The 16,926-nt window shown below is 65.0% G+C and carries 16 protein-coding genes and 3 tRNA genes; 13 read left to right on the top strand and 6 right to left on the bottom strand.

What is annotated here, in order from left to right; all coding sequences use genetic code 11:
- The 4 genes from RT697_RS15005 to RT697_RS15020 all read right to left on the bottom strand — a co-directional run.
- On the bottom strand, positions 1-1,277 hold a 1,277-nt coding region (locus RT697_RS15005), incomplete at its 3' end, for an FMN-binding glutamate synthase family protein (protein ID WP_313699860.1).
- Between the two features lie 200 nt (positions 1,278-1,477).
- Positions 1,478-2,701: a YeeE/YedE family protein gene (locus tag RT697_RS15010; RefSeq protein WP_313699862.1), complete on the bottom strand. Its 1,224-nt coding sequence runs from the start codon at positions 2,699-2,701 to the stop codon at positions 1,478-1,480.
- Between the two features lie 148 nt (positions 2,702-2,849).
- Entirely contained in the window at positions 2,850-3,794 is a 945-nt protein-coding gene (locus tag RT697_RS15015; RefSeq protein WP_313699863.1) for an AEC family transporter, read from the bottom strand.
- Between the two features lie 33 nt (positions 3,795-3,827).
- Positions 3,828-4,730: a DMT family transporter gene (locus RT697_RS15020; protein ID WP_313699865.1), complete on the bottom strand. Its 903-nt coding sequence runs from the start codon at positions 4,728-4,730 to the stop codon at positions 3,828-3,830.
- 118 nt (positions 4,731-4,848) lie between these two features.
- Here RT697_RS15020 and RT697_RS15025 point away from each other — a divergent pair, with 118 nt between their 5' ends.
- Positions 4,849-5,292, top strand: a complete 444-nt coding sequence (locus tag RT697_RS15025) for a GNAT family N-acetyltransferase (RefSeq protein WP_175124586.1) — start codon at positions 4,849-4,851, stop codon at positions 5,290-5,292.
- Positions 5,293-5,513: 221 nt separating this feature from the next.
- On the opposite strand, the gene RT697_RS15030 is transcribed toward RT697_RS15025, so the two are convergent.
- A tRNA-Leu gene (locus tag RT697_RS15030) sits at positions 5,514-5,598 on the bottom strand.
- A gap of 161 nt (positions 5,599-5,759) precedes the next feature.
- Between RT697_RS15030 and RT697_RS15035 the strand changes: the two genes are divergently transcribed.
- Positions 5,760-6,371, top strand: coding sequence for a DTW domain-containing protein (locus RT697_RS15035; protein ID WP_313699866.1), 612 nt, complete (start codon positions 5,760-5,762; stop codon positions 6,369-6,371).
- 124 nt (positions 6,372-6,495) lie between these two features.
- Here the strand turns inward: RT697_RS15035 and RT697_RS15040 are convergent.
- A tRNA-Leu gene (locus RT697_RS15040) sits at positions 6,496-6,580 on the bottom strand.
- 222 nt (positions 6,581-6,802) lie between these two features.
- Here RT697_RS15040 and rnr point away from each other — a divergent pair.
- The 11 genes from rnr to RT697_RS15095 all read left to right on the top strand — a co-directional run.
- Positions 6,803-9,268: a ribonuclease R gene (rnr, locus tag RT697_RS15045; RefSeq protein ID WP_313699868.1), complete on the top strand. Its 2,466-nt coding sequence runs from the start codon at positions 6,803-6,805 to the stop codon at positions 9,266-9,268.
- A 137-nt stretch (positions 9,269-9,405) separates the two neighbouring features.
- Positions 9,406-10,143: a 23S rRNA (guanosine(2251)-2'-O)-methyltransferase RlmB gene (gene rlmB, locus RT697_RS15050; protein WP_313699869.1), complete on the top strand. Its 738-nt coding sequence runs from the start codon at positions 9,406-9,408 to the stop codon at positions 10,141-10,143.
- Positions 10,144-10,188: 45 nt separating this feature from the next.
- Complete coding sequence (locus tag RT697_RS15055) at positions 10,189-11,433, top strand: cystathionine gamma-synthase family protein (RefSeq protein ID WP_313699916.1); 1,245 nt, start codon at positions 10,189-10,191, stop codon at positions 11,431-11,433.
- Between the two features lie 59 nt (positions 11,434-11,492).
- The gene (locus tag RT697_RS15060) at positions 11,493-12,173 is read left to right on the top strand and encodes a Fe2+-dependent dioxygenase (RefSeq protein ID WP_175138754.1); all 681 of its coding nucleotides are present in this window, start codon (positions 11,493-11,495) and stop codon (positions 12,171-12,173) included.
- Between the two features lie 353 nt (positions 12,174-12,526).
- On the top strand, positions 12,527-12,799 hold the full coding sequence (locus RT697_RS15065) for an HU family DNA-binding protein (protein ID WP_003812968.1): 273 nt from the start codon (positions 12,527-12,529) through the stop codon (positions 12,797-12,799).
- Positions 12,800-12,944: 145 nt separating this feature from the next.
- A tRNA-Val gene (locus tag RT697_RS15070) sits at positions 12,945-13,020 on the top strand.
- A 284-nt stretch (positions 13,021-13,304) separates the two neighbouring features.
- Positions 13,305-14,111, top strand: coding sequence for an energy transducer TonB (locus RT697_RS15075; RefSeq protein ID WP_313699871.1), 807 nt, complete (start codon positions 13,305-13,307; stop codon positions 14,109-14,111).
- Position 14,112: 1 nt separating this feature from the next.
- Positions 14,113-15,087: a MotA/TolQ/ExbB proton channel family protein gene (locus RT697_RS15080; protein ID WP_313699873.1), complete on the top strand. Its 975-nt coding sequence runs from the start codon at positions 14,113-14,115 to the stop codon at positions 15,085-15,087.
- Positions 15,087-15,575 carry a biopolymer transporter ExbD gene (locus tag RT697_RS15085; protein WP_313699874.1) on the top strand — a complete coding sequence of 163 codons (489 nt, stop codon included), beginning with the start codon at positions 15,087-15,089 and terminating at the stop codon, positions 15,573-15,575. The genes RT697_RS15080 and RT697_RS15085 overlap by 1 nt, the downstream gene beginning before the upstream one ends.
- A 63-nt stretch (positions 15,576-15,638) precedes the next feature.
- Positions 15,639-16,310, top strand: a complete 672-nt coding sequence (locus RT697_RS15090) for a response regulator transcription factor (protein ID WP_006218435.1) — start codon at positions 15,639-15,641, stop codon at positions 16,308-16,310.
- Between the two features lie 114 nt (positions 16,311-16,424).
- The coding region (locus RT697_RS15095; protein WP_313699876.1) for a histidine kinase dimerization/phospho-acceptor domain-containing protein at positions 16,425-16,926 on the top strand (502 nt) is incomplete at its 3' end.

Consider the following 16,926-nt stretch of genomic DNA (forward strand, 5'->3'; position numbering starts at 1 on the left):
TGGCAGGCCTGGGCCTGGATGCAGCCGATGGCGAACATGAAGCCGCGCGCGGCGTTGCACCAATCTGCACCCATCGCCATCACGCGCGCCATGTCGAACGCCGTGATGATCTTGCCCGACGCGCCCAGCTTGATGCGGTCGCGCAGGTTCACGCCGATGAGCGTGTTGTGCACCAGCCGCAGCGCCTCGCGCAGCGGTGTGCCGACGTGGTCCACGAATTCGACGGGGGCCGCGCCTGTGCCGCCTTCCGCGCCATCCACCACGATGAAGTCGGGCGTGATGCCGGTCTCCAGCATGGCCTTGACGATGGCGAACCATTCCCACGGATGCCCCACGCAGAACTTGAAGCCGACGGGCTTGCCGCCCGAGAGTTCACGCAGGCGCGCCACGAATTTCATGAGGCCGATGGGGCTGTCGAACGCGGAATGGCTGGCCGGCGAATTGCAGTCCTGCCAGGGCGCCACGCCGCGCGCTTCGGCGATCTCGATGGTCACCTTGCCCGCGGGCAGGATGCCGCCGTGGCCGGGCTTGGCGCCTTGCGACAGCTTGATCTCGATCATCTTGACCTGTGGCGTACAGGCGTTGCGCACGAAGGCTTCTTCGGAGAAGGCGCCATGCTCGTCGCGGCAACCGAAGTAGCCAGAACCGATGTTCCACACCAGGCTGCCGCCCGGCTGGCGATGGTAGCGGCTGATGCCGCCTTCGCCCGTGTCGTGCGCGAAGTCGCCTTGCCGCGCGCCTTCGTTCAGCGCCAGCACCGCGTTGGCCGACAGCGCGCCAAAACTCATGGCCGACACGTTGAACACCGACATGGAATAGGGCTGCGTGCAATCGGGTCCGCCGACGGTCACGCGAAAGTCGGTGTCGTTGATGTGCGAAGGCGACATGGAATGGTTGATCCATTCGTAGCGGTCGCCGTAGACGTCTTCCTGGGTGCCGAAGGGACGCTTGTCGATCTCGCGCTTGGCGCGCTGATAGACGATGGAACGCTGTGCGCGAGAGAAGGGCGAGGCCTGCGTGTCGTCCTCCAGGAAATACTGGCGGATCTCCGGCCGGATGAATTCGAACAGGAAGCGCAGGTTGCCCAGCACGGGATAGTTGCGGCGAATGGCGTGGCGCGGCTGGATCAGGTCGTACACGCCCAATGCGCCCAGCATTGCCAGCGGCACGGCCGCCGCGAGCCACCACAAGGACGCGGTGGCGGCCAGCACAGCGGTGGTCGCTGCGCCGGCCAGGGTCAGGAAAAAGGCCGTGAAACGGCCAGCGATCCAGTTCATGTCCATCTCCGTATTTCGGAATGGAGCCACCATACACCAGCGCAGCCGTCTGGCGGATGAATGACGCGTCGTGCGCACCTGCGTCGGCGCGTGCCATGCTCGGGTGCGCGGCGCGCCGAAACCCGCATGGCTGCTGGCTTTACGGCGAGGCAAAAAAAATGGCCTCCCGCATCAGGAGGCCATTGTTGGAACTCAGTTTTTCAGCAACTGGACGCCGAGGGCGTCTTCTCGACGGCCAGGCCGAAGAGCGGACGCAGGCGCACGCCCAGCGCGCTGCCGGCAAACGCGGCGGGCAGCCACAGCCAGGCATGCAGGCTGCCCGACAGGATGCCGCTGAAGTAGGCTCCGATGTTGCAGCCGAAGGCCAGGCGCGCGCCGTAGCCGAGCAGCAGGCCGCCGATCACCGCGCCGGCGAGCGAGCGCGCCGGCACCTTCCAGACGGGGGCAAACTTGCCGGCCGCGCTGGCGGCGGCCAGGGCGCCGAGCATGAGACCGATGTCCATGACGGTCGTGACGTCCTGGCGCAGCGGCGCGGCCAAGGACGGCTGCTTGGCCCAATAGGCCCAGGTGGCGACATCGCCGCCCGCCGCGTCCAGCGCCTTGGCGCCCCACAACGCGAACGCCGACGTGATGCCCCACGGACGACCGGCCAGCGCCAGCGTCGCAAAGTTCAGCACGACCAGCGCCACGCCGCCCCAGATGAGCGGCCATGGACCCTGCAGCAGCGAGGCCGGGCGGGCGGTGCGCGACGCGAAGGAAATGACGTGGCCGTGGCGGCGCTTTTCCAGCACGGTGGCGATCCAGGCGATCAGGGCAAAGACGGCCAGATTGGCGATGATGGCGGGCGCCAGGCCCCAGGTCTTGATGAGCGAGGTGGGGGCCAGCGCCGGCAGGCTGGACCACCAGCCGAAGTTGGCCGTGGCGATGACCGATCCCACGATGAAGAACAGCAGCGTCACCACCATGCGGGTGTTGCCGCCGCCCACGGCGAAGAGCGTGCCCGACGCGCATCCTCCGCCCAATTGCATGCCGATGCCGAACAGGAACGCGCCCAGCACGACCGATACGCCCGGGGGCGACACGAAGCCGTTGACCGGCTGGCCGAACAGCGTGCCCGCAGCCAGGAAGGGGAAGAACAGCAGCACGCCCGCGGCCAGCATCAGCATCTGCGCGCGCAGGCCCGCGCCGCGGCGGTCCGACACGAACACGCGCCAGGCCTGCGTGAAGCCGAACGAGGCGTGGTACAGGGTAACGCCGAGCAGCGCGCCGATCACCCACAGCGCGCCTTGGCGCCAGCTGACGGTCTGGTTGAGATACAGCGCGCCGGCCAGCACCAGCAGCAGCGCGATCCACAGCGGCTTGCGGTTGATCTGGATGGGCTGCAGGGCCGGTGACAGGGGCAGGGAGGAAGCGTTGGCGCTCATGGAGAATCCCGAGGATCAAGACGTAAATGCAAACGGGTGCGTAGTCGCACCCGTGGGAATAGCCGCCAGTCTAGTCCTGGCGTTAAATTTCTCAAACGAAGGAATCGTGCTTTGACGATAACTGCAAGTTATATAGAGCGTGTTCAGGTCATGAGACGGGATGCGCGCTGATCCACGCGACGAGCAGGCTGACCGTCAGCACCGACGCCACGGTGCTGACGAGGATGGCGCGCGACGTGACCCGCGCATCGCGCCCATACATCTTCGCCAGCATGAAGGGGCCCGTGCCGATGGGCAGCGCGCTCATCAGCACGGCCGTCCAGGCCCACAGCGGCGGCATCGAGAACACGTAGAACGCCAGGACCGCCGTCGCAGCCGGCTGCAGCAGCAGCTTGCCCAGCACCAGGCGCAGCACGCCAGGCCCGGAACTTGCGGTTTCGGTCTGCGCCAGAAAGAGGCCGATGGTCACCAGCGCGCACGGACTGGCCGACGCGCCGAGCAAGGCCACGTAGCGGTCGACGCCTTCGGGCAGCGCCACGCCGGTGGCGGCCCAGGCCAGTCCAAGCACGGGGGCGGCGAGCAGCGGGTTGCGCACCAGCGCGCGGCCCACCTTGAGTAGCGTCGCGGGTAGATTGGGCGTCTGCTGGCGGTCGAACTCGATAAGCGCGATGGCAAATCCGAACAGAACGCTGGCGGTCAGCAATGTGGTGAAGGTTGCGGGCGCCAGGCTGTCGGCGCCTAGCAGCGCAAGGCACAGCGGAATGCCCATGTAGCCGGCGTTGGCGTAGGACGCCGCGAGGCCTTCGATGCTGCGGTCGGTCAGGGACTGCGGTCCGCGCTTGCGCGGCAGAAAGGACACCAGGAACGTGATGGCGACGCCGCCCGCGAACGCGCCGACGAACCCCCAGTGCGCCATGTGCGCCAGGTCCACCTGCGTCATGGCGCGGAACAGCAGCGCGGGCAAGGACAGGTACACCACGTAGCGGTTCAGCGCGTCGGTCGCGTTGGCGCCCAGGATGCGCCAGCGGGCGGCCAGCCAGCCGGTCAGGATCAACGCAAAGACCGGCAGGGCGGCGGTGACGACGGCGTTCATGGGCGAGGGCGCGAGGGCGGAAAGGCGCTCATTCTACTTGCCGTCGTCGCCGGTCTTGCCCGTTTTGCGCGTGACCAGCAGGATGCCAAGCGCGGCAAGCGCCATGCCGGGCCAGGCCAGCGGCGGGATGGGTTCGCGCAGGATCAGCAGCGCAATGATCGCCGTGCACGGCGGCACCAGGAAGAACAGCGCGGACACGCGCGACGCTTCGCCGTGGCGGATCATTGCCAGCAGCAAGGTAATGGCGACGAGCGAATTGCCGACCACCAGATACGCCAGCGAGCCCAGCAACGGGCCCGTCCAGTCGATGTGCATCGGTTCCAGCCAAAATGCCAGCGGCGCGGACACGGCAAGTCCGACGCCGTACTGGACAAAGTTGGACGCGACCGGATGGATCTGGGTGCCGAAGCGCTTTTCGTAGAGTGTGCCGCCGGTCAGGCAGAGCAAGGCCCCGACCGCGAAAGTCAGTCCCAATGGCGCCAGTACATCGATCGAGGCCTTGGCCACGATCACCAGCGCGGCGCCCGTCACGCCCAGCGCCAGTCCGGCCCAGCGCCGTGCGTCGACGCGTTCATGCGCGAGGGCGGGCGCCAGCAGCCCGATCAATATGGGTTGAAGCGAAGTGATGAGGGCCACCCCGCCCGCCGACATGCCCTGCTTGAGCGACAGATAGGTGAAGCAGAAGTAGCCGGCCTGCAACAGCAAACCGACCATGGCCAGATGTCCCCACGCGCTGGCCCGCGTGGGGAGCGGCGGGCGAAGCGCCAGCAGCAGGGGCGCCAGGATCAGCAGCACGCAGGCGTAACGCAGCGCCAGAAACGTCAGCGGATCGGCGTAGGCCAGGCCCACCTTCAATACGACAAAGCCGCTCGACCACAGCACGAGAAAGAGCGCGGGTGCGGCTTTCAACCAGGCAGGGGGTGCGGCAGGCGTCATGGCGGACCAGGGGCGGCAAGGGCAAGCCGCGATCGTACCCCTTTTCGCGCGTTCTTCATCCCTGCCAAAATGCGGCGTAGGATTCGGTTATTCATTTGCTGCAACGTAGGGGAAGGATATGTCGGCCAATAGACAAACAACGGTGCGTATCGCGCTGGGAACCTGGGATCGCTTGCGCGACGACGCTTATTCAGTGCGCCATGCGGTGTTCGTGGTCGAGCAGAACGTGCCGCCGGAAATCGAGATGGACGACGACGATGCGGTGTCCGTGCACGCCGTGGCTTACGGGCCCGATGGCACGCCGATGGGCACGGGGCGCCTCTTGCCTGACGGTCACATTGGCCGGATGGCGGTGCACAAGCGGGCGCGCGGCATGGGCGTGGGCGGACAGTTGCTCGATGCGCTGATCGGCCAGGGTCACGGCGACGGCCATCGCATGCTGGTGCTGCATGCGCAGACGCACGCCGCCGGCTTTTATGAGGCGCACGGCTTCAAGGCTGAAGGTGAGGAGTTTGTCGAGGCCGGCATTCCGCACGTGGTGATGACGCGCACGTTGAAGTAGGGCGCCGCAACGCCATGTACCGCCATGCGCCGCAGCCGATGGGCTGCGGTGCGGCTCGCGAAAAGCGAAAGACCGCGCGTGCAAAACAACGAACCGCGCCAACGAACCGCGCCAACGAACCGCGCCAACGAACCGCGCGTGCAAAGCAAAAACCCCGAACGCTTTCGCATTCGGGGTTTTTCTTTTGGCGCATCACGACAGGTACCTCGTGATGTAGTAATTGGTGCCCAGGAGAGGACTCGAACCTCCACACCTTGCGGCACACGGACCTGAACCGTGCGCGTCTACCAATTCCGCCACCTGGGCGCTGTTGCTTCACATGTTGCGTCGCTTTCGCTTCGTTTCGTGTTCAGCAGCAGAGGAACGAGATTATGCACACTTTTTTTGATGTGTGCAAGTCGTGCTGCTTTTTTTTCACTTTTTTTTGAGTGGGCCGCGAACAGGCCGCTTTCGATATAGTGTCGCCCATGTCTCGAGCCCTCTGTACGCGCTGTCTGCGCCCGCTGTCGCACTGCCTTTGCGCTTTGATCCCGTCGTTGTCTTGCCGCACGAGCGTGGTGGTGCTGCAGCATCCCAGCGAAGCGCGCCACGCGTTGAACACGGCGCGGCTTGCGGTGCTGGGCCTGGCTGGTGCGCGCCGCGTGGTGGGCGAGTATTTTTCGGAATCGGACTGGGCGGCGCCGGGTCATGCGCTGCGATTGCTGTTTCCCGGGGAGGGCGCCGAGGTGCTGACGCCGGGCTATGGCCAGGATCTGGGCATGCCCATCCGGCTGATTGTGCCGGACGGCACGTGGGGCCATGCGCGCAAGCTGCTGCACATCAATCCGGCGCTTGCCGCGCTGCCTCGGGTGATGCTGCCGCCGGGCTTATCGACACGCTACCGGGTGCGGCATGCCGACGTGGCGGGCGCGCTGTCCACCATCGAGGCCGTGACGCACGCGATGAACGCCATCGAGGCGCCCCGCAACTTCGATGCGCTGCTTGCGCCATTCGAGGCGTTGATCGATGGGCAGATCGACGGCATGGGCGCCGATCTTTATGCGCGTCATCATTTGAATCGCAAGGTGCCCTGGCGATAAGCAGACATTTTTCGCATGGCAAAGCCCAACGCGAAAAGCAAAAGCCCCGGAAACCTTTCGATTTCCGGGGCTTTTTAGCCTTATTTCACCAAGCCAGTTGAAAACTGCCTTGATTAGAATTCCGTGGTGCCCAGGAGAGGACTCGAACCTCCACACCTTGCGGCACACGGACCTGAACCGTGCGCGTCTACCAATTCCGCCACCTGGGCACTGAAAGATACTGTCAGAACTATGTGCTACGCTGCGTTCCAGTCACTTGGATGGGTTCAATCTTTGAACTAATCCATGCGTCTGAATGCAGTTGGTTTTACAATCGGTTTTTTCAAACCGGGTTTTGAACCGATTTTTAAAACCTTTCTGACCATTTCTGCTTCAGTGTTCAGCCTTGGGCGAACCACAGAAGCTGCGCATTATATACGGAAAATTTAGCTTTGGCAAAACGATCGAATAACGAATCCAATAAGAACAGATCAACACCCTTGCCCGAAGCGCCGCCGGACTTCGACCCTGATGTTCCGTCCCGTGAAGCCATCCTGACAGCGCTGCGCGCCGCGGGTTCGCCGTTGTCTCCGGCTGAGCTGGCTGAGCGCATGGGCGTTGAGCGCGAGGCGACGTTGGTGGGGTTTGAACGCCGCCTTGGCGCCATGGAGCGCGACGGGCAGTTGCTGCCCAACCGCAAAGGGGTGCTGCTGCTGGCGACCAAGCTCGACTTCGTCGCGGGCAAGGTGCTGGGGCATCGCGACGGCTTCGGATTTCTGCTGCGCGATGACGGCGGTCCGGATCTGTTCCTGTCTCCCCGCGAAATGCTCAAGGTGCTGCATGGCGACCGCGTGCTGGTCAAGCCGGGCGGCGAATACCGGGGCAAGCCGGAAGGCACCATCGTCGAAGTCATCGAGCGCCGCACCAACAAGCTGGTGGGGCGCTTTCTGCACGAGCATGGCCTGTCCATCGTCGTGCCCGAAGATCAGCGCATCAAGCACGACATCCTGATTCCGCCCAGCGACACCAATGGCGCCCAGCACGGGCAGGTGGTCGCCGTGGAAATCATGGCGCAGCCCACGCGCCACACGCAGCCGCTGGGCCGCGTGGCCGAGGTGCTGGGCGAGATCGACGATCCCGGCATGGAAATCGAAATTGCCGTGCGCAAGTTCGATGTGCCGGTCGACTTCACGGATGGCGCCTTGAAGCAGGCCGCGCGCCTGCCGGATACGGTCCGCAAGTCCGACCTGAAAGACCGGGTCGACCTGCGCGACGTGCCGCTCATCACCATCGACGGCGAGGACGCCCGCGACTTCGACGACGCGGTGTATTGCGAGCCGGTGGAACTGGGCACGGGCCAGCGCAAGCGTCCGGGCTGGCGCCTGCTGGTCGCCATCGCCGACGTCAGTCATTACGTGCGTCCGGGCGATGCGCTGGACGACGATGCGATCGAGCGCGGCACCAGCGTGTACTTCCCGCGCCGGGTCATTCCCATGCTGCCCGAGTCGTTGTCCAACGGCTTGTGTTCGTTGAATCCGGACGTCGACCGCCTGGTGCTGGTGTGCGACATGGTCATCCCGGCCAGCGGCGCCAAGGCCGGCACGGTCACGGCGTACCAGTTCTACAACGCGGTCATGCACTCGCATGCCCGCACGACCTACACCAACATCTGGGCGGCACTGCAGCAGCCGGGTGGTCCCGCCGCGCACGCGATGCGCAGCGTGATGCCGCAGGTCCAGCACCTGTACGAACTCTTCCAGGTGCTGTCGCAGGGCCGAAAGAAGCGTGGCGCCATTGATTTCGACACCGTCGAAACCAAGATCGTCTGCAACGAGCTGGGCCGCATCGAACAGATCGTGCCGTCCGTGCGCAACGACGCGCACAAGCTGATCGAAGAGTGCATGCTGGCCGCCAACACCTGCGCTGCGGATTTCATGACGCGCAGCAAGCATCCCGGCCTGTACCGCATCCATGAAGGACCCACGCCGGAACGCCTGCAATCGCTGCGCGAATTCCTGCGCACGATGGGGCTGTCGCTGGGCGGAGGCGAAACGCCCACCGCCAAGGACTACGGCGATTTCCTCGACTCCGTCCGCGGGCGTCCCGACTACCAACTGCTGCAGACCATGTGCCTGCGTTCCATGCAGCAGGCCGTGTACAGCCCCGACAACATGGGTCACTTCGGCCTGTCCTATCCGGGCTACAGCCACTTCACCTCGCCGATCCGCCGGTATCCCGACCTGCTCACGCACCGGGTTATCAAGGCGCTGCTGGCAGGGCAGCGGTATGTGCCCAGCCTGGACGACCACGCCGTCGTCATCGGCCGCACGCAGCGCGAGCACGAGCACGCCATCTGGGAAAAGATGGGCCTGGTGCTGTCTGCCAGCGAGCGCCGCGCCGACGAGGCGTCGCGCGATGTCGAGGCCTGGCTCAAGTGCTGGTTCGTCAAGGAACGCGTGGGCGAAGACTTCAGCGGCACGGTCACGGGCGTGGCAAGCTTCGGCATCTTCGTCACCCTGGACACGCTGCACGTCGAGGGCTTGGTGCACGTCTCGGAGCTGGGCGGCGAGTACTTCCAGTTCAACGACGCCTTGCACGAACTGCGTGGCGAACGCACCGGCATGCGCTACCGCCTGACCGACAAGGTGCAGGTGCAGGTGTCGCGCGTGGATCTGGAAGCGCGCCGTATCGAGTTCCGTCTGGTGCAGGGTACGAGTTTCGACGCGCTGCGCAAGGCGGCGGCGCGCGGACCCGATGAACCCATGCGCCGGGTCAAGAAGGCTGCGTCCCCCAAGCCCGCGGGCCTGAAGGGCCAGACCGCCAAGGAGCGGCGCGCCGCGGCCAAGAAGGCCAGCAAGCCGCCCAAGGCCACCCAGCGGGCCGCACCCGCCAAGAAGGCCACCCGCAAGCACCACTGACCGGCGGTGCGGATCCTTATGGCCATGCCGTCGTTGGGCGGCGTGGCCGTAAGGGGTAACATTGCGGTTCTTGCCGGCCTTGTCCGGTGGCCCGCCCCCTCTGGGGCGGGTATTCGTTTATCTAAAGGTATTGTTTTATGGCGTCGACCCAAGTCCTGGCCGGGTTTCACGCGGTTGTCGCGCGGCTGCGCCACGCGCCCGAGTCGATCAGGGAAATCTACGTCGAGGCCTCGCGCCGCGACAAGCGCATGCAGACATTCATCGAGCAGGCCGAGCGGGCCGGCCGCCGTGTGCATCCGGTTCCCATGGAACGCCTGGACGGTCTGTCGCGCGGCACCCGCCATCAAGGCGTCGTGGCGCTGGCCGACGAGCGCCAGCTTGCAGTGGACGTCGACGAAGTGCTCGACGTGGTCGAAGGGCCGCCGCTGCTGTTGATTCTTGATGGCGTGACCGATCCGCACAACCTGGGCGCGTGCCTGCGCACCGCCGATGCGGCGGGCGTGCACGCGGTGATCGCGCCGCGCGATCGCGCCGTTGGCCTGAACGCCACCGTGCAGCGCGTCGCGTGCGGCGCGGCGGACACGGTGCCGTATTTGATGGTGACGAACCTGGCGCGCACCATGCGCAGCCTGAAGGATCGTGGCGTGTGGCTTGTCGGCACGGACGATCAGGCCACCGACAGCATGCACAAGATCGACGCGCGCCAGCCGATGGCCTGGGTCATGGGCGCGGAAGGCGAGGGCATGCGCCGCCTCACGCGTGAAACCTGCGACCAGCTCGTGAACATTCCGATGCTGGGTTCGGTGGAAAGCCTGAACGTCAGCGTCGCCAGCGCCGTCTGCCTGTACGAGACCGTGCGCCAGCGCCAATCGTGATTCGTTTAATCCCGTAGATTCCCTTCTTTCTTGCGTCAGCCCATCATGCACCAGAACGGCTTTACCACCACGATCCTCCATTCCGACCGCAATCAATCCGTCGAGCACGGAGCGGTGCACAAGCCGATGCATCCGTCGTCCGAATTCGCGTACGACGACGCGCGCGAGCTGGCTGCGGTGTTCCAGGGCAAGGCGGGCTTCACGTATGCGCGTCAAGGCACCCCGACCACGACCGCGCTGGAAGCCAAGATCAGCCAGATGGAAGGCGGCAAGGGCACGGTCAGCTTCTCGACCGGCATGGCTGCGTTGGCCGCCATCTTCACCACGCTGCTGCGCCGGGGCGATCATCTGGTGTCCAGCCAGTTCGTGTTCGGCAACACCAACAGCCTGTTCGGCACGCTGCAGGAACTGGGCGTTGAGATCACCTTCGTCGACGCCACGGATTCGTCGCAGGTGCGCGCCGCCATCCAGCCCAACACGCGCATGGTCTTTACCGAGACCATCGCCAACCCGGGCACGCAGGTGGCCGACCTGGCGGTGATCGGCGAGATCTGCCGCGAAAAGGGATTGGTCTATGTGGTGGACAACACGCTGACCTCGCCGTGGATGTTCCGGCCCGCCTCGGTGGGCGCATCGCTGGTGATGAGCTCGCTCTCCAAGTACATCGGCGGGCATGGCAATGCCTTGGGCGGCGCGGTGACCGACACGGGACTGTACGACTGGGCCGGCAACGACAACATCTACGAAGCCTATCGCAAGGGCGCATCCACCAGCTGGGGCCTTACGCAGATCAAGAAAAAGGGTCTGCGCGACATGGGCGGCACGCTGGCCGCCGAGCCGGCGCACCGCATCGCGGTGGGCGCCGAGACGCTGGCCCTGCGCATGGCCAAGCATTGTGCCAATGCGCTGGCGCTGGCGCGCTTTCTGGAAGAGCACCCGGGCGTGGCGGAGGTTCACTACCCGGGCTTGGCCAGCCACCCGCAACACGCGCGCGCAACTGCGCTCTTCGGCTCGCGGTTCGGCGGCCTGCTGGGCGTCGAACTGGCGGACGGCGTCGATTGCTTTGATTTCCTGAATCGCCTGCGCGTCGTCCTGATGGCGACGCACCTGGGCGACACGCGCAGCCTGGCGCTGCCCGCGGCCCACACCATCTATTACGAGATGGGCGCCGAACGCCGCCAGCAGATGGGCATTGCGGACAGCCTGATCCGCGTGTCGGTCGGCATCGAAGACGAAGCCGATTTGCTGTTTGATTTCGATCAGGCGCTCAATGGTTGCCTGAAGGGATAATGCGGCAGGCGCGGCTCCTCGCCAGGGCCGCGCCGGCAACGCAATCGGGGTAGGAACCCATGCTTATACAGATCGCAGAAGTCTTCACGCCGCAAGAGGCGGCCGACATCCGTCAGCGGCTGGATGCCGCGGACTGGGTGGACGGCAAGGTCACCGCCGGCCATCAGTCGGGGCAGGTCAAGCACAACCGGCAATTGCCCGAACAGCATCCGTTGGCGCAAGAGCTCGGCACGCTGATCCTGCAGCGCCTGTCGGGCAACAATCTCTTCATGTCGGCCGCGTTGCCGCGCAAGATTTTTCCGCCGCTTTTCAATCGCTACGAAGGCGGCGAGGCATTTGGCTATCACGTCGACAACGCCGTGCGCGGCATCGCGGGTTCTCCGGAGCGCGTGCGTACCGACCTGTCCGCGACGTTGTTTTTCTCTGACCCCGACAGCTACGACGGCGGTGAGCTCGTCATCGACGACACCTACGGCCCGCGCGCCGTGAAGCTGCCGGCAGGGCACATGGTGCTGTACCCGGGAACCAGTCTGCACAAGGTCAATCCCGTGACGCGCGGCGCGCGCGTCAGTTCGTTCTTCTGGATGCAGAGCCTGGTGCGCGAAGACAGTCAGCGTGCATTGCTGCTGGACATGGACGTGGCCATCCAACGCTTGAACCAGGATGTGGCGGGGCATGCGTCGATCGTGCAGCTCACCGGCATTTATCACAATCTGCTGCGCCGCTGGGCCGACGTTTGATGAAGCCTAAAGTGTTTTTTCGGGGTGTCGCGCAAACCCCGAAATGCGCGTTTTTGTTTATTGCGAAAACGCCTAAAAGCTAGTATTGACGCGGGTTGCCGTCAGGTTTTCTCTTGACAGCCGCTCTACGCCAAGGCCTAATACATGTCTGCGTCGCTGACGGTTTGCAGGCAAGAAGCCAGCAAATCCTAAGCGGCGCAGCAGTTTAAAAGTTGTGCTTTGCAGCGCAAGAAAAAAGTTTATCCACTGTCTGTTCGTCGTTTGCCTGGTCTCGCGTCCATTTGTGGCATCCATCCTGACGGCCATGAACTTCGCCCCCGGCAGACTCCACACCTTGTGAGGGGTACACCTGCATGAACAAAACCGAACTCATCGATCACATCGCCAGCAAGGCCGATATCTCCAAGGCTGCCGCCGGCCGTTCGCTCGACGCCCTGATCGGTGCCGTGAAGACCACGCTGAAGAAGGGCGGTACGGTCACGCTGGTCGGTTTCGGCACGTTTGCCGTGTCGGCTCGCGCCGCGCGCACTGGCCGTAACCCGCGCACCGGCGAAACCATCAAGATCAAGAAGGCCAAGGTGCCGAAGTTCCGTCCGGGCAAGGCCCTGAAGGACGCCGTCAACTGATTGACGGCAGCGGATCGCATGGCGCACTGCGCTGCGATTTGCCCACAAGTACGCGGTCCGGTATACTCCGGCCCGCGTATTGCTTTTGAGTACCCCAAATTGGTAATTCCCGCGCGCTAATCGCGCCGGGCAGTTGCACTGAAATGGGTGCTTAGCTCAGTTGGTAGAGCGGCGCCTTTACACGGCGTAGGTCACAGGTTCGACCCCTGTAGCACCCACCAGAAGCACACGATATTGGTTTCGGCAGCATGCTGCGCGCAAACCGCATGAACCCGCACACGACCCCGTGGCGGGTTTTTTGTTTTGTGCCGCATTTTTCGTAAGTGTTTTATTGCCTGCGCCTTGATCCCGATCAGCGGTGCTACGCTGTTCCATTCGAAATACAACGTGCGAATCATTCGCATTTGAGATACTATGACGGGCTTGTACCGGTCAGCCGGCGCCGCTGTTTTGTGGGCGTCATTTCTCTGGCTGGCCGGAAAAGTCAATGCACCCTGGCTGATTCATGCCTAGTCTTCAACCCGGTTGGAACTCTACTTCGCGGTCTTCTTTTGGTATACGCGCAGGCGCTGGCCTGGCGGTCGTCGCGCTTCATGCAGCGGTGATCGGCGCCATCTTCATGGCGCCGGAAAGCCGTCCTGAATTGGAGGAACCCGAGGCAATCATGGTGAGCGTGGTGGACGCCCCCGTCCCGCAGATCGCCAAAGCCGAACCCACTCCCGAGGTGCCGCAGCCGGTGACCGAAACACCGCCCGAGCCTGAACCCGAGATCGAGCCCGAACCGGAGCCCGAACCCGAATTGAAGCCCGAGCCGGAACCCGAGCCCGAGCCGGTGGTTGAAAAGCCGCCGATGCCGGCGCCCAAGCCGCCTCCGCCCAAACCCAAGCCCAAGCCCAAGCCGCAGCCCAAGCAGGAAGTCAAACCCGAGCCCAAGCCCGACACGCCGCCCCAGCAGACGCCGCCCAGCGGTGCGCCGGAAGGCACGCAGGCGCCGCAGGGTCCGACGCAGGGACCGCCTCCCGATCAGCCCGTGCTGGTCTCGAGCATCGAGTTCCAGGGTGCGCGTCCGATGCCCAACTATCCGATGGCATCGCGTCGCATGCGGGAAGAGGGCCGAGTCGTGGTGCTGGTGGAAATCAACACCCAGGGCTTGGTCGAGCGCGCCACCATCGATGCGTCGTCGGGCTTTCCGCGCCTGGACGAATCGGCGCTGGCAGCCGCCCGCAAAGGCCGTTTCAAGCCGTATACCCGTAATGGCGTGGCCTATCCCGCCAAAGCAAAAATTCCGTTCGATTTCGTAATGAGGAACTGAGATGTCCAACGCACTGCATAGCGCCACCCTGGTGGCGCAGGCGACCACCAGTCCGGCAGCGCCGGCTGCCGCCGCCGCGCCCGCGGCCGCCGCGGCCGCACCCGCAGCCCAGCAAGCCGCCACGACCGGCGGCGACGTAGTCCAGCAGGCTGCTGGCGCCGTCCAGCAATCGGCCGACGCGTTGCACAGCGCCGCGGCGGCGCTGCCGGCCGTGCCTGCGCCCGCGCCTGTCCCCGACATGGGCTTCCTGCACTTCGTCGCGCAGAGCGACTTCGTGGGCAAGAGCCTGTTCGTCATCCTGATCCTCATGTCGCTGGTGACCTGGTATCTCATCCTGGTCAAGGCCGGCAGCAACGTCAGCATGCGCAAGCGTTCGGCGGACTTCCTGAACAAGTTCTGGAACGCCAGCTCGCTGGAGCAGGTCGAGCACGAAATCAGCACGCACGGCGCCCGCGATCCGTTCTCGCATCTGGCCAGCCACGCCATGCACGCGCAAGCCCACCACAACAAGTTCGGCGCCACCAAGCTGGAAGAGTCGGGCAGCAACTCGGATTTCGTCACGCGCACCATGCGCAAGGTCATCGACGAAGAAACGGCCAAGCTGGAAAACGGCCTGACCGTGCTGGCCTCGGTCGGTTCGACGGCGCCGTTCGTCGGTCTGTTCGGCACGGTGTGGGGCGTGTATCACGCGCTGGTCGGCATCGGCCTGTCCGATGGCGTGACCATCAACCGTATCGCCGGTCCGGTGGGCGAGGCCCTCATCATGACGGGCCTGGGCCTGGCGGTGGCAATTCCGGCCGTGCTGGCGTACAACACCTTCGTGCGCAACAACCGCGTGTACCTGTCGCGCCTGGATGCCTTTGCGCATGACCTGTTTGCGTTCCTGACCACCGGCCAGCAAGTCGCGCTGTCCGACGGCAAGGTGCGCGCGCTGCGTCGCCAGAACGGCCACGCGGCCCAACGCGGGAGCGAATAATGGCCTTTGGCAGCTTTGAGGGTAAAGGGTCCGGAAGCCATGCGGTGTCCGAGATCAACATGGTGCCCCTGATCGACGTCATGCTGGTGCTGCTGGTGATCTTCATCATCACGGCGCCGCTCCTGGCGCACTCGATCAAGATCAACATGCCCCAGGTGGCTGCCGAGCAGATCGAGGAAGAGCCCAAGACCGTGGACCTGGCCATCGACGCCAGCGGCGCGCTGTTCTGGGACGAGAAGCCGGTCAATATCGATGACCTGCCCAATCGCTTCAAGTCGATCGCCGGCACCAAGCCGCAACCCGAGATCCGCATCCGCGCCGATCAGAACACCCGTTACGAAACGCTGGCCAAGGTGATGGCCTCGGCGCGCCGCTCGGGCATGACGCGCATCGGTTTCGTCACGACGCCGCCCTCGGGTGGTGCACCGGCCGCGGGCGCCCCCGCGGCGGGCGCGCCGGCCGCTGCCCCGGCACCGTCCGGCGGGTGAACGAATCCAGGAGGGGGGCGCATTTCGCGCCCCTTTTTTTTTGGATCGCGCTAGAATCGCGGCATGCGAGTTCTGGTAATCGAAGACGACACCACCCTGGGCCATGCGCTCCAGGAATTCCTGGCCGACCAGGGTTATGCGGTCGACTGGCTGACCGAGGGCGACCGGGTTCTGGGCGCGCTGGCGGGCCAGCCGTATGACCTCATGCTGCTTGACCTCAATCTTCCCGGCATGAGCGGCCTGGACGTGCTGCGGCAACTGCGGCAGGACGGCAATCAGGTCCCCGTGCTCATTCTCACCGCCCGCGATGGCATCGAAGACCGCGTTGCCGGTCTGGACGCCGGGGCGGACGACTACGTCACCAAGCCCTTCGAACTGCCCGAGCTGGCCGCGCGCGTCCGCGCCTTCGGCCGGCGCCGCGCGGGCCAGGCCCAACCGCTCATCGAAGTCGGCCCGCTGGTGTTTGACACCGTCGGCCGCGAAGTCCGCGCCAATGGCCAGCGCCTGTCGCTGTCGGTGCGTGAACTATCCGTCCTTGAAATGCTGATGGCCCGCGTGGGCCGCGTCGTGACCAAGCGCCAGATCGTCAATTCCCTGTCCGCCTGGGACGCGGATTTCAGCGAGAACGCCGTCGAAGTCTACGTGTACCGCTTGCGCAAGCGCCTGGAAGGCACGGGCGCCAGCATCCAGACGGTACGTGGCTTTGGCTACATGCTGGATGTGGAAACGGCCTGACGGGCCGGCCGCGGCCGGCGATCGCCGTCCGCGCGTTTTCATCCGCCTCATCGAGGGCTTCGCGCCATGACGCAGGATCGCACCCCCCAACCGTCTCCGGCTGCGCGCCCTCCCATGCTTCCCTCCCGATCACTCGCCCGGCATCTCGTCATCCGGCTGATGCCGCCCATTCTGCTGCTCGTCCTGCTGGACCTGGCGGCAACCTGGGTCATCACCCACAAGATCGACATGTCGCTGTGGATGCTGGAAGACTTCTTCTGGCTGATGGTCGTGGGCCAGGTGGCGCTGATCGCGCTGTTTGCGTGGGTCGTGATGCAGGGCGTGCGGTCAGGCCTGCGGTCGGTGAACCATCTGTCCGAAGAGATCCGGCAACGCTCCATCGACGACATGCAGCCGCTGGAGGTTGCAGGCGTGCCGGTGGAGATCGAACCGCTGGTCACCCACACCAATGACCTGCTGCTGCGCCTGGATGCATCGCTGGCCGCGCAGCGGCGCTTCATCGGCCATGCCGCGCACCAATTGCGCACGCCGCTGTCGGGTCTGCGGCTGGAATCCGAACTCATGCTGGCGCGCCCCTTGCCGGACGATGTCCGGGCCCGCGCCGAACGCATCAAGG

The sequence above is a fragment of the Achromobacter sp. genome, from assembly GCF_032113835.1.
In the GTDB taxonomy this organism is placed as follows: domain Bacteria; phylum Pseudomonadota; class Gammaproteobacteria; order Burkholderiales; family Burkholderiaceae_B; genus Achromobacter.

Excerpts from the sequence above, each read along its gene's own strand:
- RT697_RS15010 (WP_313699862.1), bottom strand. The coding sequence starts at position 2,701 with ATGAGCGCCAACGCTTCCTCCCTGCCCCTGTCACCGGCCCTGCAGCCC.
- RT697_RS15015 (WP_313699863.1), bottom strand. The coding sequence starts at position 3,794 with ATGAACGCCGTCGTCACCGCCGCCCTGCCGGTCTTTGCGTTGATCCTG.
- RT697_RS15020 (WP_313699865.1), bottom strand. The coding sequence starts at position 4,730 with ATGACGCCTGCCGCACCCCCTGCCTGGTTGAAAGCCGCACCCGCGCTC.
- RT697_RS15025 (WP_175124586.1), top strand. The coding sequence starts at position 4,849 with ATGTCGGCCAATAGACAAACAACGGTGCGTATCGCGCTGGGAACCTGG.
- RT697_RS15035 (WP_313699866.1), top strand. The coding sequence starts at position 5,760 with ATGTCTCGAGCCCTCTGTACGCGCTGTCTGCGCCCGCTGTCGCACTGC.
- rlmB (WP_313699869.1), top strand. The coding sequence starts at position 9,406 with ATGGCGTCGACCCAAGTCCTGGCCGGGTTTCACGCGGTTGTCGCGCGG.
- RT697_RS15055 (WP_313699916.1), top strand. The coding sequence starts at position 10,189 with ATGCACCAGAACGGCTTTACCACCACGATCCTCCATTCCGACCGCAAT.
- RT697_RS15060 (WP_175138754.1), top strand. The coding sequence starts at position 11,493 with ATGCTTATACAGATCGCAGAAGTCTTCACGCCGCAAGAGGCGGCCGAC.
- RT697_RS15065 (WP_003812968.1), top strand. The coding sequence starts at position 12,527 with ATGAACAAAACCGAACTCATCGATCACATCGCCAGCAAGGCCGATATC.
- RT697_RS15075 (WP_313699871.1), top strand. The coding sequence starts at position 13,305 with ATGCCTAGTCTTCAACCCGGTTGGAACTCTACTTCGCGGTCTTCTTTT.
- RT697_RS15080 (WP_313699873.1), top strand. The coding sequence starts at position 14,113 with ATGTCCAACGCACTGCATAGCGCCACCCTGGTGGCGCAGGCGACCACC.
- RT697_RS15085 (WP_313699874.1), top strand. The coding sequence starts at position 15,087 with ATGGCCTTTGGCAGCTTTGAGGGTAAAGGGTCCGGAAGCCATGCGGTG.
- RT697_RS15090 (WP_006218435.1), top strand. The coding sequence starts at position 15,639 with ATGCGAGTTCTGGTAATCGAAGACGACACCACCCTGGGCCATGCGCTC.